The organism is Massilia consociata (assembly GCF_042432755.1).
Taxonomy (GTDB): Bacteria; Pseudomonadota; Gammaproteobacteria; order Burkholderiales; family Burkholderiaceae_D; genus Telluria; species Telluria consociata.
Window position 1 is genome coordinate 35,223 of the sequence record NZ_JBHLWP010000003.1, and the last position, 17,161, is coordinate 52,383.

The window sequence follows — 17,161 nt, forward strand, 5'->3', positions numbered from 1 at the left end:
GATGAAATATTATTTCGAAAAGTTGTCTTCAGCGAAATAATCTGTCATCTTGCTTGCCTGTTCCGGTATCAGCAAGGCCAGTTCCGCGACGGCCCGGAACACTGGCAAGGTCAGGATGTTCTCGGCCTGGTAAGAGGCCACGCGGGCGTGTACCGGCCCGGCCGGAAACCGGTCGCGCCAGGTCCAGCGCCCGACTTCCAGCCCGGCGCGCTGCACCGCCTTTTCCAGTACCGGCTGCAGCTCGCGCAGGCGGGCAAGCGTGGCGGCATCCGGCGCGCTCAATTCCAGTGCCACGCCGCCCGGCATCGGTTCCACCTGCACCACGATGCGCACGCCGTCCGCCAGCTCCACTTCCAGGCGCAAGGCGGCGCGCGTGCGGCGGCGCCGTCCCGGCGGCTGGTCCGCTTCACCGGCAATCACGCTCAGGTGCTGCTGGTGCGCGCCACCCGCATGCACGGTGAAGCGCCACAGGTCGGGCGGAAGGGCGTGCTGGTCCGGCTGGCGCAGTACCCGGCCGTCCTGGGCCGCCGCCAGCAGTGCCGGCGCCAGTTGCCTGTCGATGGCCTGTTGTTCCCGGGTGGACAGTTGGTGGCCGTAATGGCGCACCATCGAGCGCCACGAGGCGCCGAGGGTGGCGGCGTCGCCGCGCTGGAACACGAGCTGGCGCGCCATCAGTACCTGGTCGGGACGCATTGCGGCGCCATCGTGGGCGGTATCGGGCGCGGCCGCAGTGGGTGCCGGCGCCGGCGCTTGCGCGGCCGGTAGCGGAAGGTCGCCAGCCTGGGCCGCGGCGAAGGCGACCGGTGCAACGGCGCCGACCGGGCCGACGCTGAGCGTGGGCGCGGCCGGCGGCGGAAGAGGGGCAGAGTACGTGATGCTGGCCATGGCAGGGACAGTATAAAAAGAAAAAAGGCCAGCCGTGAGAACGGCTGGCCCCTGGGATTCCCGGCTGGTTCAGCCGAGGGATGCCGTGATTACTGCAGCAGCGACATGACCATCGAGGACATGCTGTTGGTCTGCTTCAGCATGGCGGTGCCGGCTTGCATCAGCATCTGCTTGGAGGTCATGTTCGCCGATTCGGTGGCGAAGTCGACGTCCATGATACGGCCGGTGGCGTTCTTGGTGTTGGTGCTGACGTTCGACAGGTTGTTGTAGACGTGGTCGAGACGGTTGGCAGCGGCACCCATTTCCGAACGTACAGTGCTGACCGCTTCGATAGCGGCTTTCAGGTTGGCGATGGTGCCATTGGCGTTGGTGGCGCCGGTGGCTGCGCTCGGGGCAGTGTCATCATCTTCTGGGACATCGGAGATTTCCTTGCCAGCATTCTCACCAGCCTCAAATTCCTCACCCTCTTCAAGGGTCGAGCCCGAGAAGTCGCCTGCCGCCGTGGAAATTGCAGTGTGCATCTTGCCGAGCGAGTCCTTGATGTCGAACTTCATCTGTTCGCTGGATTCGGAGCCGATCTGGAAGTTCACCTCAGCGGTAAACTTGCCGTCGGTACCGTTGTTCAGCAGTTTGGAACCACCGAACGAGGTGTTGCTGATGATATTGCCCAGTTCCGTCGTCAGTGAATTGAATTCCTTCTGCATCGCGCCCTGGTCGGTCGCGGACGACGAGCCGTCGGCTGCCTGGGTAGCCAGGTCCTTCATGCGGGTCAGGATATTGGTGACTTCGTTCAGCGCGCCTTCGGCGGTCTGCAGCATCGAGATCGAATTCTGGGTGTTGCGCATCGCAACGGCCATGCCGCTGGTCTGGGCTTTCAGGCGGGTGGCGATCTGCAGGCCGGCGGCGTCGTCCATGGCCGAGTTGATGCGGAAGCCGGTCGACAGGCGGGTCATCGAGGTCGACAGCGACGCCTGGGTACGGCCCAGGGAGTTTTGCGCGGAAAGGGTCGCGGCGTTGGTGTGAAGGCTCAGCATGGTGAACTCCTGAATAAGGTAGAAATCTGGTTGATGGTCGCGTTCGTCGCGCTCTCACAAGTACAAGACGACCGTTTCCACAGGTCCATTAAGTGCCGCACGGAAATTTTTTAATTTATTTCTGATGTTGTGAAAACTTCATGTATTTCCCCTGTCTGGTACGGTGCCGCCCGTTTAGCGCTATGATGTCGCCCTCGTTTCGCAACTGTATATAGATAGAAGCCGTCGTGATCTCCGCTACTTCCCCTTACCGCAGCCGCCGCCTGTCCGTCGCCCCCATGATGGACTGGACCGACCGCCACTGCCGCGTCTTCCACCGAAGAATCACCCGCCATACCTGGCTGTATACAGAGATGGTGACCACCGGCGCCCTGGTCTACGGCGACGTCGAGCGCCACCTGCGCTACGACGAGGTCGAGCATCCGGTGGCGCTGCAGCTGGGCGGCAGCGACCCGCACGACCTGGCGAAAAGCGCGAAGCTGGGCCAGGAGTGGGGTTACGACGAGATCAACCTGAACTGCGGCTGCCCGTCCGAGCGCGTGCAGAAGGGCGCATTCGGCGCCTGCCTGATGTCCGAGCCGCAACTGGTGGCCGACTGCGTCAAGGCCATGCGCGACGCGGTATCGATCGACGTCACGGTCAAGCACCGTATCGGCCTCGACTACAACGAGGACTACGGCTTCGTGCGCGACTTCGTCGGCACGATCGCCGACGCCGGCTGCCGTACCTTCATCGTGCATGCGCGCAATGCCGTGCTCAAGGGCCTGTCGCCGAAGGAAAACCGCGAGATTCCGCCGCTGCGCTATGAGGTGGCCTACCAGCTCAAGCGCGCGTTCCCGGAGCTCGAAATCATCATCAACGGCGGCGTCAAGCAGGACGACGAGATCGCCCTGCACCTGGAACATGTCGACGGCGTCATGCTGGGGCGCGAGGCCTACCACAATCCCTGGGTGATGGCCGACTGGGACCGCCGCTTCTATGGCGACAATGCCGCGCCCAAGACCCGCGTGCAGGTGCTGGAAGCCATGATTCCGTATATTGCCGAGCAGCTGCGCCTGCATGGCGGCCACGGCCTGAAGCTCAACAGCATCACCCGCCACATGCTCGGCATCATGACCGGCCTGCCGGGCGCGCGCGCCTTCCGCCAGATGCTGTCCGATCCAAAGAAACTGGCCGCCGGCGACCCGGCCCTGCTGCTGGAAGCGGCGTCACGCATGCCCGTCGCGGCCTGAGTGTTCCCTCTCCCAAAAGACACAATTCCGTACAGACGCGGGCGCACTTCGGTGCGCCTTTTTTGTTTCTTGTCGGCAAATAGAGACAATTTATTGTTTGGATAGTCTAGACAAGTGCCGTAATGCTTGCCCAGCAGCAAGAGTCCCTCCATAATTTCCTTCGCTCCCATGCTTGATCTGTATCAAGCTTGTTGTTGAGCTGAAACAGTTCGGATGCGGCAACCCGTTTACGGTTTTCCGCCGGAATTTTGATTTATCCTGTCGGAAACAAAAGCAGCCTGTGTGAAACAGGCATGCAATACGCGTCGCACGGCGCATCGATCCGGGCGAATTCCATCAATAAACACAGGGAAAACACGAATGGCATTTTTGAATAACTTGAAGGTCGGTACCCGCCTCGCGCTCGGTTTCGCGCTGGTGCTGGTCCTGCTGATCGCCGTCACGGTGGTGGGCATCCTGCGCATGTCGCAGATCCAGGACCGTCTCGAGCGTGTGGTCAGCGTCAGCAATGTATCGACCAGCCTCGTGATCGAGATGCGCAACAACGTCAGCGACCGCATCGCGTCGCTGCGCGTCCTGACCCTGATGACCGATCCGGCCGACATGGAGCCGGAAATGAACAAGTTCAAGGAACAGACCCGCAAGTACGAGGAAGCCCAGAAGAAGCTGTCGACGATCTTCGCAGCCCACGCCAGCGACCAGGAAAAGGCGCTGCTGGCCCAGATCAAGGAATCCGAGTCTGTCGCCATGCCGGCCATCGTCAAGGCATCGGAACTGTACCTGGCCAATAGCGCAATGGAAGCCACCCGCGTGATGATCCGCGAAGTGCGCCCGGTGCAGAAGAAGTGGACCGATGCGCTGGACCAGCTGGCCGCGCTGGAAGAGGCGCAGAATGCCCAGAGCAAGGCCGATGCCGAGGCCGCATTCCATAACGCCCGTAACTTCATGATCGTGCTGCTGCTGGCGGCCGTGGCAATGGGCGCCGCTGCAGCATGGGTGATTGCCCGCAGCCTGCGCAAGCAACTGGGCGGCGAGCCGGCCTACACCGCGATGATCGCCACCAGCATTGCCCACGGCGACCTGGCCGTGGCGATCGAGACCGATTCGTCGGACCGCGGCAGCCTGCTGGTGGAAATGAAGGAAATGCGCAACAGCCTGGTCGGCATCGTCGAACAGGTACGTCGCGGCACCGAAACCATCGGCACCGCCTCGCGTGAAATCGCCGCCGGCAACATCGACCTGTCCTCGCGTACCGAACTGCAGGCCAGCTCGCTGGAAAAGACCGCCTCGGCCATGGAAGAGCTGACCTCGACCGTCAAGCAGAACGCCGACAACGCCCGTGAAGCCAATGCGCTGGCGGCGACCGCGTCGGAAGTGGCCCGCAAGGGTGGCGAAGTGGTGTCGCAGGTGGTGGGCACGATGGGCGAGATCAACACCTCGGCCAGCAAGATCTCGGACATCATCGGCGTCATCGACGGCATCGCCTTCCAGACCAACATCCTGGCGCTGAACGCCGCGGTGGAAGCGGCACGTGCCGGCGAACAGGGCCGCGGGTTCGCGGTGGTGGCGAGCGAAGTGCGTAACCTGGCCCAGCGTTCGGCCGCGGCCGCAAAAGAAATCAAGACCCTGATCGGCGACTCCGTCGAGAAGGTCGAGCGCGGCAGCAAGCTGGTCGGCCAGGCCGGCGTGACGATGGACGAAGTGGTGGCCAGTGTGCGCCGCGTCACCGACATCATGAGCGACATCGCCGCCGCCAGCGCCGAGCAGAGCGCCGGCATCGAACAGGTCAACCTGTCGATCATCGAGATGGACAGCATGACCCAGCAGAACGCCGCCCTGGTGGAAGAAGCCGCTGCCGCAGCGCAGAGCCTGCAGGACCAGGCAAGCGAACTGACCCGCGTCGTCAGCATCTTCAAGCTGACCGAGGGCGAGCAGTACCAGGTGGAAGCGCCGGCCGCGGTTCCCGCAGCAGCAGCCGGCACCGCCGTCGCGCTGCGCCAGCCGGCGGCCAAACGCCCAGCTCCGGCCCTGAAGAAGCCGGCTGCTAAGAAGCCAGCCGCAGCCACGCAGGACGACGCGGCCGCAGCCAAGCCGGCCAAGGCCGAGCCGAAGAAGGCAGAGCCGAAAAAGGCCGAGCCGAAGAAGACCGCCACCGTCGGCAACGACGAGTGGGAAGAATTCTAGGAACGACAATGCGCCGGCTTCCGGGCCGGCATGCAGCAAGACAGCCTGACTTGAACAACATTGAACAACAACCTATTGGGGAAACCATGAAAAACCTGACCGCAAAGCTGATCGCAGCAATGACCCTCGCCACCGCCGCCGGCGCCACCTTCGCCGCTGAAGTGCCGGCATCGTTCGACCCGAAGAAGTGCGCGGTCGAGTACCCGAAGGCATCGCTGATGAACGAAGAGCAGGGCACCACCTCGGCCTCGTTCCTGGTCAATGCGGACGGTACCGTGGCCGAGTCGAAGCTGGAGAAGTCGAGCGGCTTCAAGAACCTGGACAAGGCGGCCATCAAGGGCCTGTCGTCGTGCAAGTTCAAGCCGGGCACCAAGGATGGCGCACCGGCCCAGACCTGGACCAAGGTCGACTACGCCTGGAAGCTGGACTGATCCGGCTCCCCGATGAAGAACAGCCGGCCTTGCGCCGGCTGTTTTTTTATCTGTCCGCCCCGCAGTTACAATTTCTTCGCGTTATGTATCGCTTGTAAGAACTTCTTTCATTCGGCCCTTGCCCGGCTGTGCCTGGCTATAGTGGTTCCAACACACACCGAAAGGAGAAGCACCATGAAATCGATTCTTGCCGCTACCGCAGCCGTCCTGATCTCCACCGCCGCCTTCGCGCCGGTCCAGGCGCAGGCCCAGGGCCGCACCGAAGTGATCGTGGTCCACAAGGCGCCGCCGGCGCCGCGCCATGAAGCGATCCCTGCCGCACGGCGCGGCTACGAATGGGTGCCGGGCCACTGGAACTGGAATGGCCGCCGCTACACCTGGGAACGCGGCCACTGGGAGCGCGTGCGGGCCGGCTACGTGTACCAGCAGCCGGTATGGCGCCAGGACCGTCACGGCTGGTATCTCGACCGCGGCGGCTGGGTCCGCGACGAGCGCCGCATGGCACGCCGCGACCGCGATCGCGACGGCGTCCCGAACCGTTACGACGCCCGTCCGAACAACCCGTACCGCTATTGATCGCTACCGGTAATCCGACAACCCGCCTGCATCGCAGGCGGTTTTTTTATATGGCCAGCGACGGCGCCGGTGCGGCGTCCGTCTGGTCGAGGTCGCTGCAGACGCGGTTGCGGCCCGTGGCCTTGGCACGGTAGAGCAGGGCATCGGCCTGCCGGACGAAGGCCTCCGGATCGCCTGTCGCCGCAGGCGTGGCGTGCAGCGTGCAGACACCGGCACTGATCGTCGCCACCCCCGGCGGATTGTCGGCATGGGCGACGCCCAGGTCCATGATGGCCAGTCGCAGGCGCTCGGCCACGTAGCGGGCGCCGACCTGGCCGGTGCCCGGCAGGACGACGGCGAACTCTTCGCCGCCGTAGCGCGCCGCGAGGTCGGTCGGCCGTCCCAGGCCGTTGCGCAAGGCGGCCGCGACCTGGCGCAGGCAGTCGTCGCCGGCCACGTGGCCATAGCGGTCGTTGTACTTCTTGAAGAAATCCACGTCCATCAGGATCATCGACACCGGCTCGCCGCTGCGGGCAGCACGGTTGAGCTCGAGGCGCAGCGTGTCCTCCAGGTGGCGCCGGTTGGCGATCCCGGTCAGCCCGTCATTGGTGGCCAGTACCGTCAGTTCGCGGTTGCGGTCCTGCAGGTGTTCCTTTGCAATGAGCAGTTCGTGTTCGAGCTCGTCGCGAATGATGATCTGGCGCACCAGCCGCATGCCGACCCCAACCAGCAGCAGCACCACGACCACGGTCACGGCGGACATCAGCAGGGTCGACTTCTGCCACTCGGCCAGGATGTCCTGCTTCGACTGCGCGGTGGCGACGATCAGCGGCAGGTCGCCCAGGTGCCGGTAGCTGTACAGCCGTACCACGCCATCGACCTTCGAGCGCAGCATCTCGGTGCCGACCGGCCCGCGGGTCCGGTACAGCTGGAAAATCGGTCCCGCGGCGATGTTCGAGCCGATCAGCTTTTCGTTGAACGGGCGCCGGTACACCATGGTGGCATTGTCGAGCGCGAGCAGGATGACGCCTTCGCGGCCCACGTCGAAGCTGTCGTAGAGGTCGGCGAAGTAATCGAGCCGGATCGTGCCGAGCGCCACGCCGGCGAAGCTGCCGTCGGCGTGCTCGAGGCGGCGCGATATCGGCAGCACCCACTCGCCGCTGGAGCGGCTGCGGATCGGCGTGCCGATGTGGACGCCCCTGCCTTCATTGTTGAGGTGGTACTGGAAGTACTCGCGGTCGGCATTGTTGCCATCGACCGCCCGGTCCAGCGAAGTTACCCGCCAGCTGCCGTCCGCGCCGTACACGAACAGGCCATGCAGTTCCTCGGTGCTGGCTACCATCTGGCGCATGTGCTGGCGCAGGCGCTCGGCCGAGGCCGGCGCCAGACCGTCGTGTTCGACGTGCTCGACCACGCTCGACAGCACCGTATCCACGATCCGGATCGCGCTCTCCGCCTGGGCCGCCAGGGCGCCCGCCATGTTCGAGGTCGCGGCCGCATGCTCGGCCAGCCGGCTCTGGCGCGCCGTCCAGGCATTCCAGGCCTGGGCCGCCACCAGCAAGGTGCAGAACAGGGCCAGGAGCAGGATGGCGTAGCGCACGGCCGGGCGTTTCTTTGCCGTCAGGCGCGTGATCGGGGTAGTGACAGGCTGGCTCGAAGGCATCGGAAGTGCTGCTGGGCAGAGACAAAGTGGCTGAAGCTAGCGAGGATAGCCATGGTGCATGTAAAAGTCGAGCATGTTGCAGCGGGAAGATGCAAGCGCGCATCAGCAATCGTCGTACCCGGAGCGCTGCCCGCAGCGCCGTCGGCGTGCACACTTTTCGAAATGAATTCCGAAACCATTAGGTAAATCGGGAAAACACCTGTATCTTTTGTCTGGCACTGCATCAAGTCGTTGTTATTGTTGGTCTTTCTCTCCTGTCTCGCCGTTTGGCGGTCCCGTTTGATTTCCTCCCGTTTCACCCTCTCTGGTCGAATGTGCGCCTGGGCGCTGTTGCCCATGCAATTTCAAGGAAAAAAATATGACTACTCAAACTGGCACCGTCAAATGGTTCAACGATTCCAAGGGTTTCGGCTTCATCACCCCTGACGCCGGTGGCGCCGACCTGTTCGCCCACTTCGGCGATATCCAATCGGAAGGTTTCAAGAGCCTGCAAGAAAACCAACGCGTTTCCTTCGTGCGCTCGACCGGACCAAAAGGCGACAAAGCCGGCAGCATCCGCGCGATCTGATCGGATCGCCGATCGGCGGCGCGCACCACGCAGATAGCGTGGGCGAGGCTGCAGCGATCAAACGGCGCGCACCATGCAGATAGCATGGGCGAGGCCGTAGCGAAACAAAGCCCGCCATCTGGCGGGCTTTTGCTTTGGCGCCGTGCCAGGTCAGGCGAGGGCGAGAAGGGCAGGGCGGTAGAAACAAAAAAGGCCACAAGCGAGCTTGTGGCCTTTCGAATTCTTGGGGTGGCTGATGGGACTCGAACCCACGACGACAGGAATCACAATCCTGGACTCTACCAACTGAGCTACAGCCACCACTGTCTTGCTGCTTTGCCTCGCTGTTTCCGAGACAGAACAAGATTATACAAAGGTATCCGCGAACTGGCAAATTTAAATGCGTGGCGCGCTCGAGCCGGGGCAGGCAACACCGATCTCCACCTCGTGTACCGGCGGATCCAGCCCCAGCAAGGTGGTGAAGGCCGCGCTCAGGGCCGCGGCGCTGGCGCTCGTGAAGCCGTCCAGGCGCGCGGGGCCGCCATCGTCCTGGCGCAGCAGCCCGGCCGCCTCCAGCAGCCGCGCCAGCTGGCGCGCCACGGCGTCGCCGGTGTCGATCAGTTTCACCTCGGCGCCGGTCCGGCGCCGCACCACGCGTTCGATCGAGGCCTGCACCAGCGGATAGTGCGTACAGCCGAGCACGAGCGTGTCGGCGCCCTGGTCCAGCAGCGGGGCGATGTAGCGTTCCAGCATCGCCTCGGTCTCCTGCGAGTCGAGTTCGCCGAATTCGATCTGGTCGGCCAGGCCGACGCAGGGCTGCAACAGGAAGCGGGCGCCGGTGGCGTCGACGATCTGGTCGCGCAGCAGCAGGAATTTTTCGCCGCCCAGCGTGCGCTCGGTGGCGAGCACGCCCACCACGCCCTTGCGCGTGGCCCCGGCGGCCGGTTTCAGGCCGGGTTCGACGCCGACGATCGGCATGCCGGGATAGCGCTCGCGCAGGATGCGCACGGCGGCGACGGTGGCGGTGTTGCAGGCGACGACGAATGCTTTGACGCCCTGTGCCTTGAGAAAGGCGGCGATGGCCAGCACGCGGTCGATGACGACGTGTTCCGGCTTGTCGCCGTACGGGGCGAAGCCGGAATCGGCGAAGTACAGAAGGTGTTCGTGCGGCAGCTGCGCCTGGATGTGGCGCAGCACCGAGAGGCCGCCGACGCCCGAGTCGAAGATGCCGATCGGGGCGTGGATGTTGGTGGCAGGGGATACCATGGGGCGGCGGACAGGATGGTTGAACGCGTGGGGTCATTCGGGCCGGCGGCCCGAATGACGGGCCGCCCACCCTACGTTACACCGTGGCGACCGGAATGCCTTTCAGCGATTCGATCTTGGCCGACCATTCCTTCGGGCCGGTGGTGTGCACCGAGGTGCCGGTCGAATCGACGGCCACGGTCACCGGCATGTCGGTGACGTCGAACTCGTAGATCGCTTCCATGCCCAGGTCTTCGAAGCCGACGACCTTGGCCGACTTGATCGCCTTCGACACCAGGTAGGCCGAGCCGCCCACCGCCATCAGGTAGGCCGACTTGTGCTTCTGGATCGATTCGATCGCCGCCGGGCCGCGCTCGGCCTTGCCGATCATCGAGATCAGGCCGGTCTTCTCCAGCATCATGTCGGTGAACTTGTCCATGCGGGTGGCGGTGGTCGGGCCTGCCGGGCCGACCACTTCATTGCCCACCGGGTCGACCGGGCCGACGTAGTAGATCACGCGGTTGGTGAAGTCCACCGGCAGCGGCTCGCCCTTGGCCAGCATGTCCTGGATGCGCTTGTGCGCGGCGTCGCGGCCGGTCAGCATCTTGCCGTTCAGCAGCAGGGTCTGGCCCGGCTTCCACGAGGCGACTTCTTCCTTGGTCAGGGTGTCCAGGTTGACGCGCTTGGACTTCTCGGTGTCGGGCAGCCAGTTCACGTCCGGCCAGGTCGACAGCGCCGGCGGTTCGATGTAGGCCGGGCCCGAGCCGTCCAGCACGAAGTGGGCGTGGCGGGTGGCGGCGCAGTTCGGGATCATCGCCACCGGCTTGGAAGCCGCGTGGGTCGGATACATGTTGATCTTCACGTCCAGCACGGTGGTCAGGCCACCCAGGCCCTGGGCGCCGATGCCCAGCGCGTTGATCTTGTCGCACAGCTCGATACGCAACTCTTCCAGCTTGTTTTGCGGGCCGCGCTGCTTGAGCTCGTACATGTCGATGTCTTCCATCAGCGACTCTTTCGCCATCAGCATCGCCTTCTCGGCGGTGCCGCCGATGCCGATGCCCAGCATGCCCGGCGGGCACCAGCCGGCGCCCATCAGCGGCACGGTTTTCAAAACCCAGTCGACCAGCGAGTCGGACGGGTTGAGCATGACGAACTTGGTCTTGTTTTCCGAGCCGCCGCCCTTGGCAGCGAGTTTCACATCGACGGTGTCGCCTTCGACCAGTTCCATGTGGACCACGGCCGGGGTGTTGTCTTTGGTGTTCTTGCGCTCGAAGTGCGGGTCGGCCACGATCGAGGCGCGCAGCTTGTTGTCCTCGAAACCATAGGCACGGCGCACGCCTTCGTTGACGGCGTCGGTGACGGAGCCGGTGAAGCCCTCGAAACGCACGTTCATGCCGATCTTCAGGAACACATTGACGATGCCGGTGTCTTGACAGATGGGGCGCTTGCCTTCCGCGCACATGCGCGAATTGGTCAGGATCTGCGCAATCGCGTCCTTGGCGGCCGGGCTCTGCTCGGTTTCGTAGGCGCGCGCCAGGTGCTGGATGTAGTCGGCAGGATGGTAGTAGCTGATGTACTGCAGCGCTGCCGCGACTGATTCGATGAGGTCGTTTTGGGTGATGACGGTTGCCATAATGTTCTCGATCAGGAGGATGGGTGTTTCGTTCGGTGTTTCGAGTCAGTGTTTCGAGTGGGTGGTCATGACGATGCGGTCGGTGTAGGCGATCGCCATGGCCGACAGCAGGAAGGCGCAGTGGATGATGGTCTGGAACATCATCGTGTCGTTGCTGTAGTTCGCCGCGTTGATGAAGGTCTTCAGCAGGTGGATCGACGAGATGCCGATGATCGCCATCGCCAGTTTGGTCTTGAGCACCGAGGCGTTCACGTGCGACAGCCATTCCGGCTGGTCCGGGTGGCCTTCGAGGTGCATGCGCGAGACAAAGGTTTCGTAGCCGCCGACGATGACCATGATGAGCAGGTTCGAGATCATCACCACGTCGATCAGGCCGAGTACGACCAGCATGATCGTGGTCTCGGTCAGCTTGGTCGGACGCGCCGCACCCGGCACGGTCACCACATCCAGGATGTGCTGGAGCGAATCGACGTTGCCCATCGCCGCGCCGATCAGGTCCTTGAGCTCGACCCAGAAATGGAATACGTACACGCACTGCGCCAGGATCAGGCCGAGGTACAGCGGCAGCTGCAGCCAGCGGCTGGCGAAGATCAGGTTATTGAGGGGACTGAGCTTTTTTGCTTCGGTTCGGGGAATGAACGGCGCCATCGGGGTCTAGACTCCAGGGATGCGGAAAAATACAGCCGAGCATTCTACACCCGCCAGCGCGCGAATGCGGGTTCCTTCTCCGCTTTGCGGCAGCCGTTGGTAGAATGACTATCTGCGAGAGGCTCGTTGTAAGGGCTCAGTAAGCGAGCGCCCCTAAGGTGTCCAGTAAAAACCTACCTAACTTGGAGACGAAGATGGCCGAGAACGAGAGCAATCAGGAAGAGTTCACCCTGCAGGAAAACCGCGTGTTCCCACCGCCGGCCGAGTTCGCCGCCAAGGCCGCGATCTCCGGCATGGAAGCCTACGAGAAGCTGTGCGCCGAAGCTGCCACCGACTACGAAGGCTTCTGGGCACGCCTGGCGCGCGAGAACATCGACTGGCACAAGCCCTTTACCAGCACCCTCGACGAATCCAACGCGCCATTCTATAAATGGTTCGGCGACGGCCAGCTCAACGCATCGTACAACTGCCTCGACCGCAACCTTGCCAACGGCAACGCCGACAAGACCGCGATCATCTTCGAAGCCGACGACGGCGCGGCCACCCGTGTCACCTACCGCGAGCTGCACGCCCGCGTCTGCAAGTTCGCCAACGCGCTGAAATCGCGCGGCATCCAGAAGGGCGACCGCGTCATCATCTACATGTCGATGTCGATCGAAGGCGTCACCGCCATGCAGGCCTGCGCCCGCATCGGCGCCACCCACTCGGTGGTGTTCGGCGGCTTCTCGGCCAAATCGCTGCAGGAACGCATCATCGACGCCGGCGCCGTGGCCGTCATCACCGCCGACGAGCAACAGCGCGGCGGCAAGTCGCTGCCGCTGAAAGCCATCGTCGACGAAGCGCTGGCCATGGGCGGCTGCGATACCATCCGCGACGTCATCGTCTACAAGCGCACCGGCGGCAACATCGCCTTCCAGGAAGGCCGCGACATCTGGCTGCACGAGCTGGTGGACGGCCAGAGCGCGGAGTGCGAACCGGAATGGGTCGATGCCGAGCACCCGCTGTTCATCCTCTACACATCGGGCTCGACCGGCACCCCGAAGGGCGTCCAGCACTCGACCGGCGGCTTCCTGCTGTGGGCCGCGCTGACGATGAAATGGACCTTCGACATCAAGCCGGACGACGTGTACTGGTGCACGGCCGACATCGGCTGGGTCACCGGCCACACCTACATCGCCTACGGCCCGACGGCCGTCGGCGCCACCCAGATCGTGTTCGAAGGCGTGCCGACCTACCCGCACGCCGGCCGCTTCTGGGAAACCATCGCCAAGCACAAGGTCTCGATCTTCTACACCGCGCCGACCGCGATCCGCTCGCTCATCAAGGCGTCCGACGTGGACGAGAAGGTGCACCCGAAGAACTTCGACCTGTCGAGCCTGCGCCTGCTGGGTTCGGTCGGCGAGCCGATCAACCCGGAAGCCTGGATGTGGTACTACAAGAACGTCGGCCAGGCCCGCTGCCCGATCGTGGACACCTTCTGGCAGACCGAGACCGGCGGCCACATGATCACCCCGCTGCCGGGCGCCACCCCGCTGGTGCCGGGTTCGTGCACGCTGCCGCTGCCGGGCATCATGGCCGCCATCGTGGACGAAGCCGGCGCCGACGTGGCGAACGGGCAGGGCGGCATCCTGGTCGTCAAGCGCCCGTGGCCGTCGATGATCCGCACCATCTGGAACAACCCGGACCGCTTCCGCACCAGCTACTTCCCCGAAGAACTCGGCGGCAAGTACTACCTGGCCGGCGACGGCGCGGTGCGCAACAAGGACACCGGCTACTTCACGATCACCGGCCGCATCGACGACGTGCTGAACGTCTCGGGCCACCGTATGGGCACGATGGAAATCGAATCGGCCCTGGTGGCGCACCCGATGGTCGCGGAAGCGGCGGTGGTGGGCAAGCCGGACGAAACCACGGGTGAGGCGATCTGCGCCTTCGTGGTGCTGAAGCAGGCCCGCCCGAGCGGCGAAGACGCCAAGAAACTGGCTGCCGAACTGCGCACCTGGGTGGCGAAGGAAATCGGCCCGATCGCCAAGCCGAAGGAAATCCGCTTCGGCGACAACCTGCCCAAGACCCGCTCCGGCAAGATCATGCGCCGCCTGCTGCGCGTGCTGGCCAAGGGCGAAAACATCACCCAGGACGTGTCGACGCTGGAAAATCCAGCGATCCTGGAGCAGCTGAAGGAAACCGCCTGATCAGACTGACGGGCGTCTGATTGACGTCCGAGGGCCAAGCCCGCTTCCTCGCAAGAGGGGCGGGCTTTTTTGCATGTGGGCTCTTACGTAATAGCGTCGAACAAGTTGTTTCCACACCTATCCTGAAGACCGTCGCTCCGGCGCAGGCCGGAGCCCAATTTTCTCACCGAAGCCGACAAGACGATTGGGCTGACTACCGAACCGACGCCGTCAACGTGCCTCGCCTGATCGCCCCATCAGGACGAGGACAGCACGAAGGTATTGCCGTCGGGGTCGCGGAATGTGGCGAAGGAACCCCACGGCTGCACCGTGGGCGGCTCGACAAACTCGACCCCGCGCCCGCTCAGCTGCCGGTACGTCGCCTCCACGTTATCGCAGGCAAACGACCCATTGAAGAAGGAACCGATACGGTCTTCCTGCCCATCCGGCGTGAACAGCACGACCCGCGTGCTCGAGCTGGCGATGCGCAGCCCGATCCAGCGTTTGCCCGGCCCCATCGGCTGGTCGGTGGAGATATCGAAGCCGAGCTTCTCGGTATAGAAGGCGAGGGCGCGGTCCTGGTCGGAAACGGGGATGCTGACGAATGCCAGCCTGCAGACCATCGCCATGGAAACCGGGCGCTCGAAGTCGGAGGTGCAGGTGGCGCTGCGCCACCTGAAGCGGCGCGGGCTGGTGGGTGAGGACGATGTCGGCACCCAAGTTAACCCCATCCGCCACGTGCTGCGCCCCTGGCGCCGGCGCTGGCCGGTTGATGCAGTTGCATGATGCTCGCGGAACAGTCTTGTACAGCCGAGAAACCTTGTTATAATAGGCGGCTTCGTGGACAACACGAAACCCATCAGGAGAGATGGATGAGTGGTTTAAGTCGCACGCCTGGAAAGCGTGTATAGGTTAATAGCCTATCGGGGGTTCGAATCCCCCTCTCTCCGCCAAGCATTTATAAGGGCCGCTTTCGAGCGGCCCTTTGCATTTGCGCTATAGATTTGACGTGCGCTATTCGATTCAATGCTATCTTGCTTGTTCAATATCTTCTGAGCAAGCAATATGGATTTTGTGGAGTGGATGAGGTCGACAGGGCTCTCTGAGAAATCGGCCAACAGTTACCAGGGTGCGATCAAGGGGCGCTTGACGAACTGGGCTCGGACTTATGGACTCACGACCAAGCCGATTGGAGAAATCCCCAATCTGTCGGAGTTCGTAGCCCTTGCTGAGCAGTTAAGGAAAACTCCTGAATTCCTTGATCGGAATGAGACCGGTAACGGGATGTACGCTGCTGCGCTCAGCAACTATCAAAAATACCTGCAGGCTGTCGGCTCTCTTCTTGAAAAGAAGCAGGCTGAGTATGGACCGCACAGACAGCAGGTATCAAAAATCGAGTCCGCGTTAAGCGAACCGTTTGATCCGAAAAATCAGGCGGACGCACGCGCACGCGTGTTGCGTGAAATCGTACAGCGGCGAGGGCAGCAGAAGTTCAGGAAGACCCTGATTGCCGCCTACGGTGGGCACTGTGCGATTACTGGCTGTTCAGTTACACCTCTCCTAGAGGCCGCACACATCACGCCCTACCTGGGGCCAGAGACGAATTCGGTTACGAACGGGCTGCTGCTGCGCACTGACATTCACACTCTGTGGGACTTGGGGCTGATCGCAGTGGAGCCGGATACACGAAAAGTGTGGGTAAGCCCCGAAATTGCAGACTCGACATACCGAGTCCTAACCGGGGCTCCCCTAATGCTTCCGCTGGATTTGGCACAATGGCCGTCAAACGCGGCGCTGGCACAACAATGGGACCTCGCGCATACGAAACTCGCCGAGGCTAGTTAGACGGCTTAGAAGCACCGTCTACGTACGGTCGACTTGTTCACGGTTGGGTTCGGTTTCTCCACTCATGTCGAGGACATTGTTCACCGCCAGGTCCCGCCAAGGATCGATGAATTTCCCTCCATGCCAGAAGAACATCGGAGCGAAGAAGCATCGCTCATCGAGCAGTGGCAGGACCTTCCGCGGTGTCGAGGGCAAACTCGGGCCAACGTATCGGAAGAAGTGGACGTTCATATACCACTCTTCAAATTCTTCCATGTACTCAACCGGATCGCTTGGGATGGCACGTTTTTCCTCTTCGTCAGCCTCTTCATCTCCCCGCCGGTACCAAGCAAGGATATCATTTTGGCAGAAAAGGTGAACACGTGAATCGTCAACAAATGAGTCGTCCGGAACCCAGTTCTCTGTGGCGTCCTTGATGTCATATGCAACTACAAGGCCAGAGCGAAAAGCTGATTCGCTGATGCGATTGAGCTTGGCCTCAGTGACGACATGATGCCAATCCTTGAAGCGATTTGCTTCAGCAATGAGTTCTAATGCTTGGTGATGCGACAAGTCACCCGATCGCTTTAAGTCGCGTGCTTGCCGTTTCCACTTGCCGAAGGTGACTGAGGAAAATATGTGTTCTGTATGCATGAGAAACTCCTTCATGCGGTAAGTCCAGCGCCCACTACTGGATCCCGCAGTAAAGAGGATCTCAAGAAAAATGAAGGTGATCGTCCCGTCCGGGTGCGCAAGGTGGGCTGCCAGGCCTCGATCCAGCCAATAGGAATGATAACTGAGCAGGCGGTCAGCGACAACTAACGCAGCGGATCCACGGTTTCGGGCTTCCGGCGATAGACGCGGTCGGTCAGACGCCCGTCGGCATGGGCCAGCAATGCCCTCGCATGCTCTAATGTCTTCGCATCGCTCGCGCACTTGGCGCGCAAGTCGTGCTCGGTGAAGCGAACAACGACCTTTGTTTCTGTAAGCAGTCTCGTCATTGAAGTTGACAGAATAGACTGGGATGGGGTTTTCAACAACCCTTGAAATGCGCAGGTGGCCAGGTTACCCACCGCGCCGCTCGCTCTTGCCCTGCTCATGGTGCGGCG

17 protein-coding genes and 2 tRNA genes are annotated in these 17,161 nt (G+C 62.7%); 9 read left to right on the forward strand and 10 right to left on the reverse strand.

Annotated elements, in window-relative coordinates:
• Positions 1–9: 9 nt before the first annotated feature.
• A complete protein-coding gene (locus ACFFJK_RS01750; RefSeq protein WP_379677366.1) occupies positions 10–885 on the reverse strand; it encodes a hypothetical protein in 876 nt (291 codons plus the stop codon).
• An 89-nt stretch (positions 886–974) separates the two neighbouring features.
• Positions 975–1,919, reverse strand: a complete 945-nt coding sequence (locus tag ACFFJK_RS01755) for a flagellin N-terminal helical domain-containing protein (protein ID WP_379677367.1) — start codon at positions 1,917–1,919, stop codon at positions 975–977.
• 230 nt (positions 1,920–2,149) lie between these two features.
• Here ACFFJK_RS01755 and dusA point away from each other — a divergent pair, with 230 nt between their 5' ends.
• From dusA to ACFFJK_RS01775, 4 genes are all read left to right on the forward strand, one after another.
• Positions 2,150–3,151 (forward strand): tRNA dihydrouridine(20/20a) synthase DusA, encoded by a 1,002-nt coding sequence (gene dusA / locus ACFFJK_RS01760; protein ID WP_379677647.1) that lies wholly within the window; start codon positions 2,150–2,152, stop codon positions 3,149–3,151.
• A 360-nt stretch (positions 3,152–3,511) separates the two neighbouring features.
• Positions 3,512–5,335 carry a methyl-accepting chemotaxis protein gene (locus ACFFJK_RS01765; RefSeq protein WP_379677368.1) on the forward strand — a complete coding sequence of 608 codons (1,824 nt, stop codon included), beginning with the start codon at positions 3,512–3,514 and terminating at the stop codon, positions 5,333–5,335.
• Between the two features lie 86 nt (positions 5,336–5,421).
• Positions 5,422–5,766: an energy transducer TonB gene (locus tag ACFFJK_RS01770; protein WP_379677369.1), complete on the forward strand. Its 345-nt coding sequence runs from the start codon at positions 5,422–5,424 to the stop codon at positions 5,764–5,766.
• A 174-nt stretch (positions 5,767–5,940) separates the two neighbouring features.
• Positions 5,941–6,342 carry a YXWGXW repeat-containing protein gene (locus tag ACFFJK_RS01775; protein WP_379677370.1) on the forward strand — a complete coding sequence of 134 codons (402 nt, stop codon included), beginning with the start codon at positions 5,941–5,943 and terminating at the stop codon, positions 6,340–6,342.
• Positions 6,343–6,388: 46 nt separating this feature from the next.
• Here the strand turns inward: ACFFJK_RS01775 and ACFFJK_RS01780 are convergent, their stop codons facing one another.
• Complete coding sequence (locus ACFFJK_RS01780; RefSeq protein WP_379677371.1) at positions 6,389–7,984, reverse strand: sensor domain-containing diguanylate cyclase; 1,596 nt, start codon at positions 7,982–7,984, stop codon at positions 6,389–6,391.
• Between the two features lie 358 nt (positions 7,985–8,342).
• Between ACFFJK_RS01780 and ACFFJK_RS01785 the strand changes: the two genes are divergently transcribed.
• Complete coding sequence (locus ACFFJK_RS01785) at positions 8,343–8,552, forward strand: cold-shock protein (protein ID WP_379677372.1); 210 nt, start codon at positions 8,343–8,345, stop codon at positions 8,550–8,552.
• Between the two features lie 224 nt (positions 8,553–8,776).
• Here ACFFJK_RS01785 and ACFFJK_RS01790 read toward each other — a convergent pair.
• From ACFFJK_RS01790 to ACFFJK_RS01805, 4 genes are all read right to left on the reverse strand, one after another.
• Positions 8,777–8,852: transfer RNA gene (locus ACFFJK_RS01790), tRNA-His, on the reverse strand.
• Positions 8,853–8,927: 75 nt separating this feature from the next.
• Positions 8,928–9,797: a glutamate racemase gene (gene murI / locus ACFFJK_RS01795; protein WP_379677373.1), complete on the reverse strand. Its 870-nt coding sequence runs from the start codon at positions 9,795–9,797 to the stop codon at positions 8,928–8,930.
• Positions 9,798–9,873: 76 nt separating this feature from the next.
• Complete coding sequence (locus ACFFJK_RS01800; RefSeq protein ID WP_379677374.1) at positions 9,874–11,409, reverse strand: fumarate hydratase; 1,536 nt, start codon at positions 11,407–11,409, stop codon at positions 9,874–9,876.
• A gap of 45 nt (positions 11,410–11,454) precedes the next feature.
• Positions 11,455–12,057 (reverse strand): TIGR00645 family protein, encoded by a 603-nt coding sequence (locus tag ACFFJK_RS01805; RefSeq protein ID WP_379677375.1) that lies wholly within the window; start codon positions 12,055–12,057, stop codon positions 11,455–11,457.
• Between the two features lie 194 nt (positions 12,058–12,251).
• On the opposite strand from ACFFJK_RS01805, the gene acs reads away from it, so the two are divergent.
• Positions 12,252–14,249 (forward strand): acetate--CoA ligase, encoded by a 1,998-nt coding sequence (gene acs, locus ACFFJK_RS01810; RefSeq protein ID WP_379677376.1) that lies wholly within the window; start codon positions 12,252–12,254, stop codon positions 14,247–14,249.
• A gap of 236 nt (positions 14,250–14,485) precedes the next feature.
• Here the strand turns inward: acs and ACFFJK_RS01815 are convergent, their stop codons facing one another.
• The gene (locus tag ACFFJK_RS01815) at positions 14,486–14,851 is read right to left on the reverse strand and encodes a VOC family protein (protein ID WP_379677377.1); all 366 of its coding nucleotides are present in this window, start codon (positions 14,849–14,851) and stop codon (positions 14,486–14,488) included.
• Here ACFFJK_RS01815 and ACFFJK_RS01820 point away from each other — a divergent pair.
• From ACFFJK_RS01820 to ACFFJK_RS01830, 3 genes are all read left to right on the forward strand, one after another.
• The gene (locus ACFFJK_RS01820) at positions 14,823–15,014 is read left to right on the forward strand and encodes a hypothetical protein (protein WP_379677378.1); all 192 of its coding nucleotides are present in this window, start codon (positions 14,823–14,825) and stop codon (positions 15,012–15,014) included. The two genes, ACFFJK_RS01815 and ACFFJK_RS01820, sit on opposite strands and share 29 nt — an antisense overlap.
• A gap of 76 nt (positions 15,015–15,090) precedes the next feature.
• Positions 15,091–15,181: transfer RNA gene (locus ACFFJK_RS01825), tRNA-Ser, on the forward strand.
• Between the two features lie 112 nt (positions 15,182–15,293).
• Complete coding sequence (locus ACFFJK_RS01830) at positions 15,294–16,073, forward strand: HNH endonuclease (RefSeq protein WP_379677380.1); 780 nt, start codon at positions 15,294–15,296, stop codon at positions 16,071–16,073.
• Positions 16,074–16,091: 18 nt separating this feature from the next.
• On the opposite strand, the gene ACFFJK_RS01835 is transcribed toward ACFFJK_RS01830, so the two are convergent.
• Together ACFFJK_RS01835 and ACFFJK_RS01840 are read right to left on the reverse strand one after the other, a co-directional pair.
• Positions 16,092–16,706 carry a hypothetical protein gene (locus ACFFJK_RS01835; RefSeq protein ID WP_379677381.1) on the reverse strand — a complete coding sequence of 205 codons (615 nt, stop codon included), beginning with the start codon at positions 16,704–16,706 and terminating at the stop codon, positions 16,092–16,094.
• A gap of 164 nt (positions 16,707–16,870) precedes the next feature.
• Positions 16,871–17,152 carry a site-specific integrase gene (locus tag ACFFJK_RS01840; protein WP_379677382.1) on the reverse strand — a complete coding sequence of 94 codons (282 nt, stop codon included), beginning with the start codon at positions 17,150–17,152 and terminating at the stop codon, positions 16,871–16,873.
• Between the last annotated feature and the right edge of the window lie 9 nt (positions 17,153–17,161).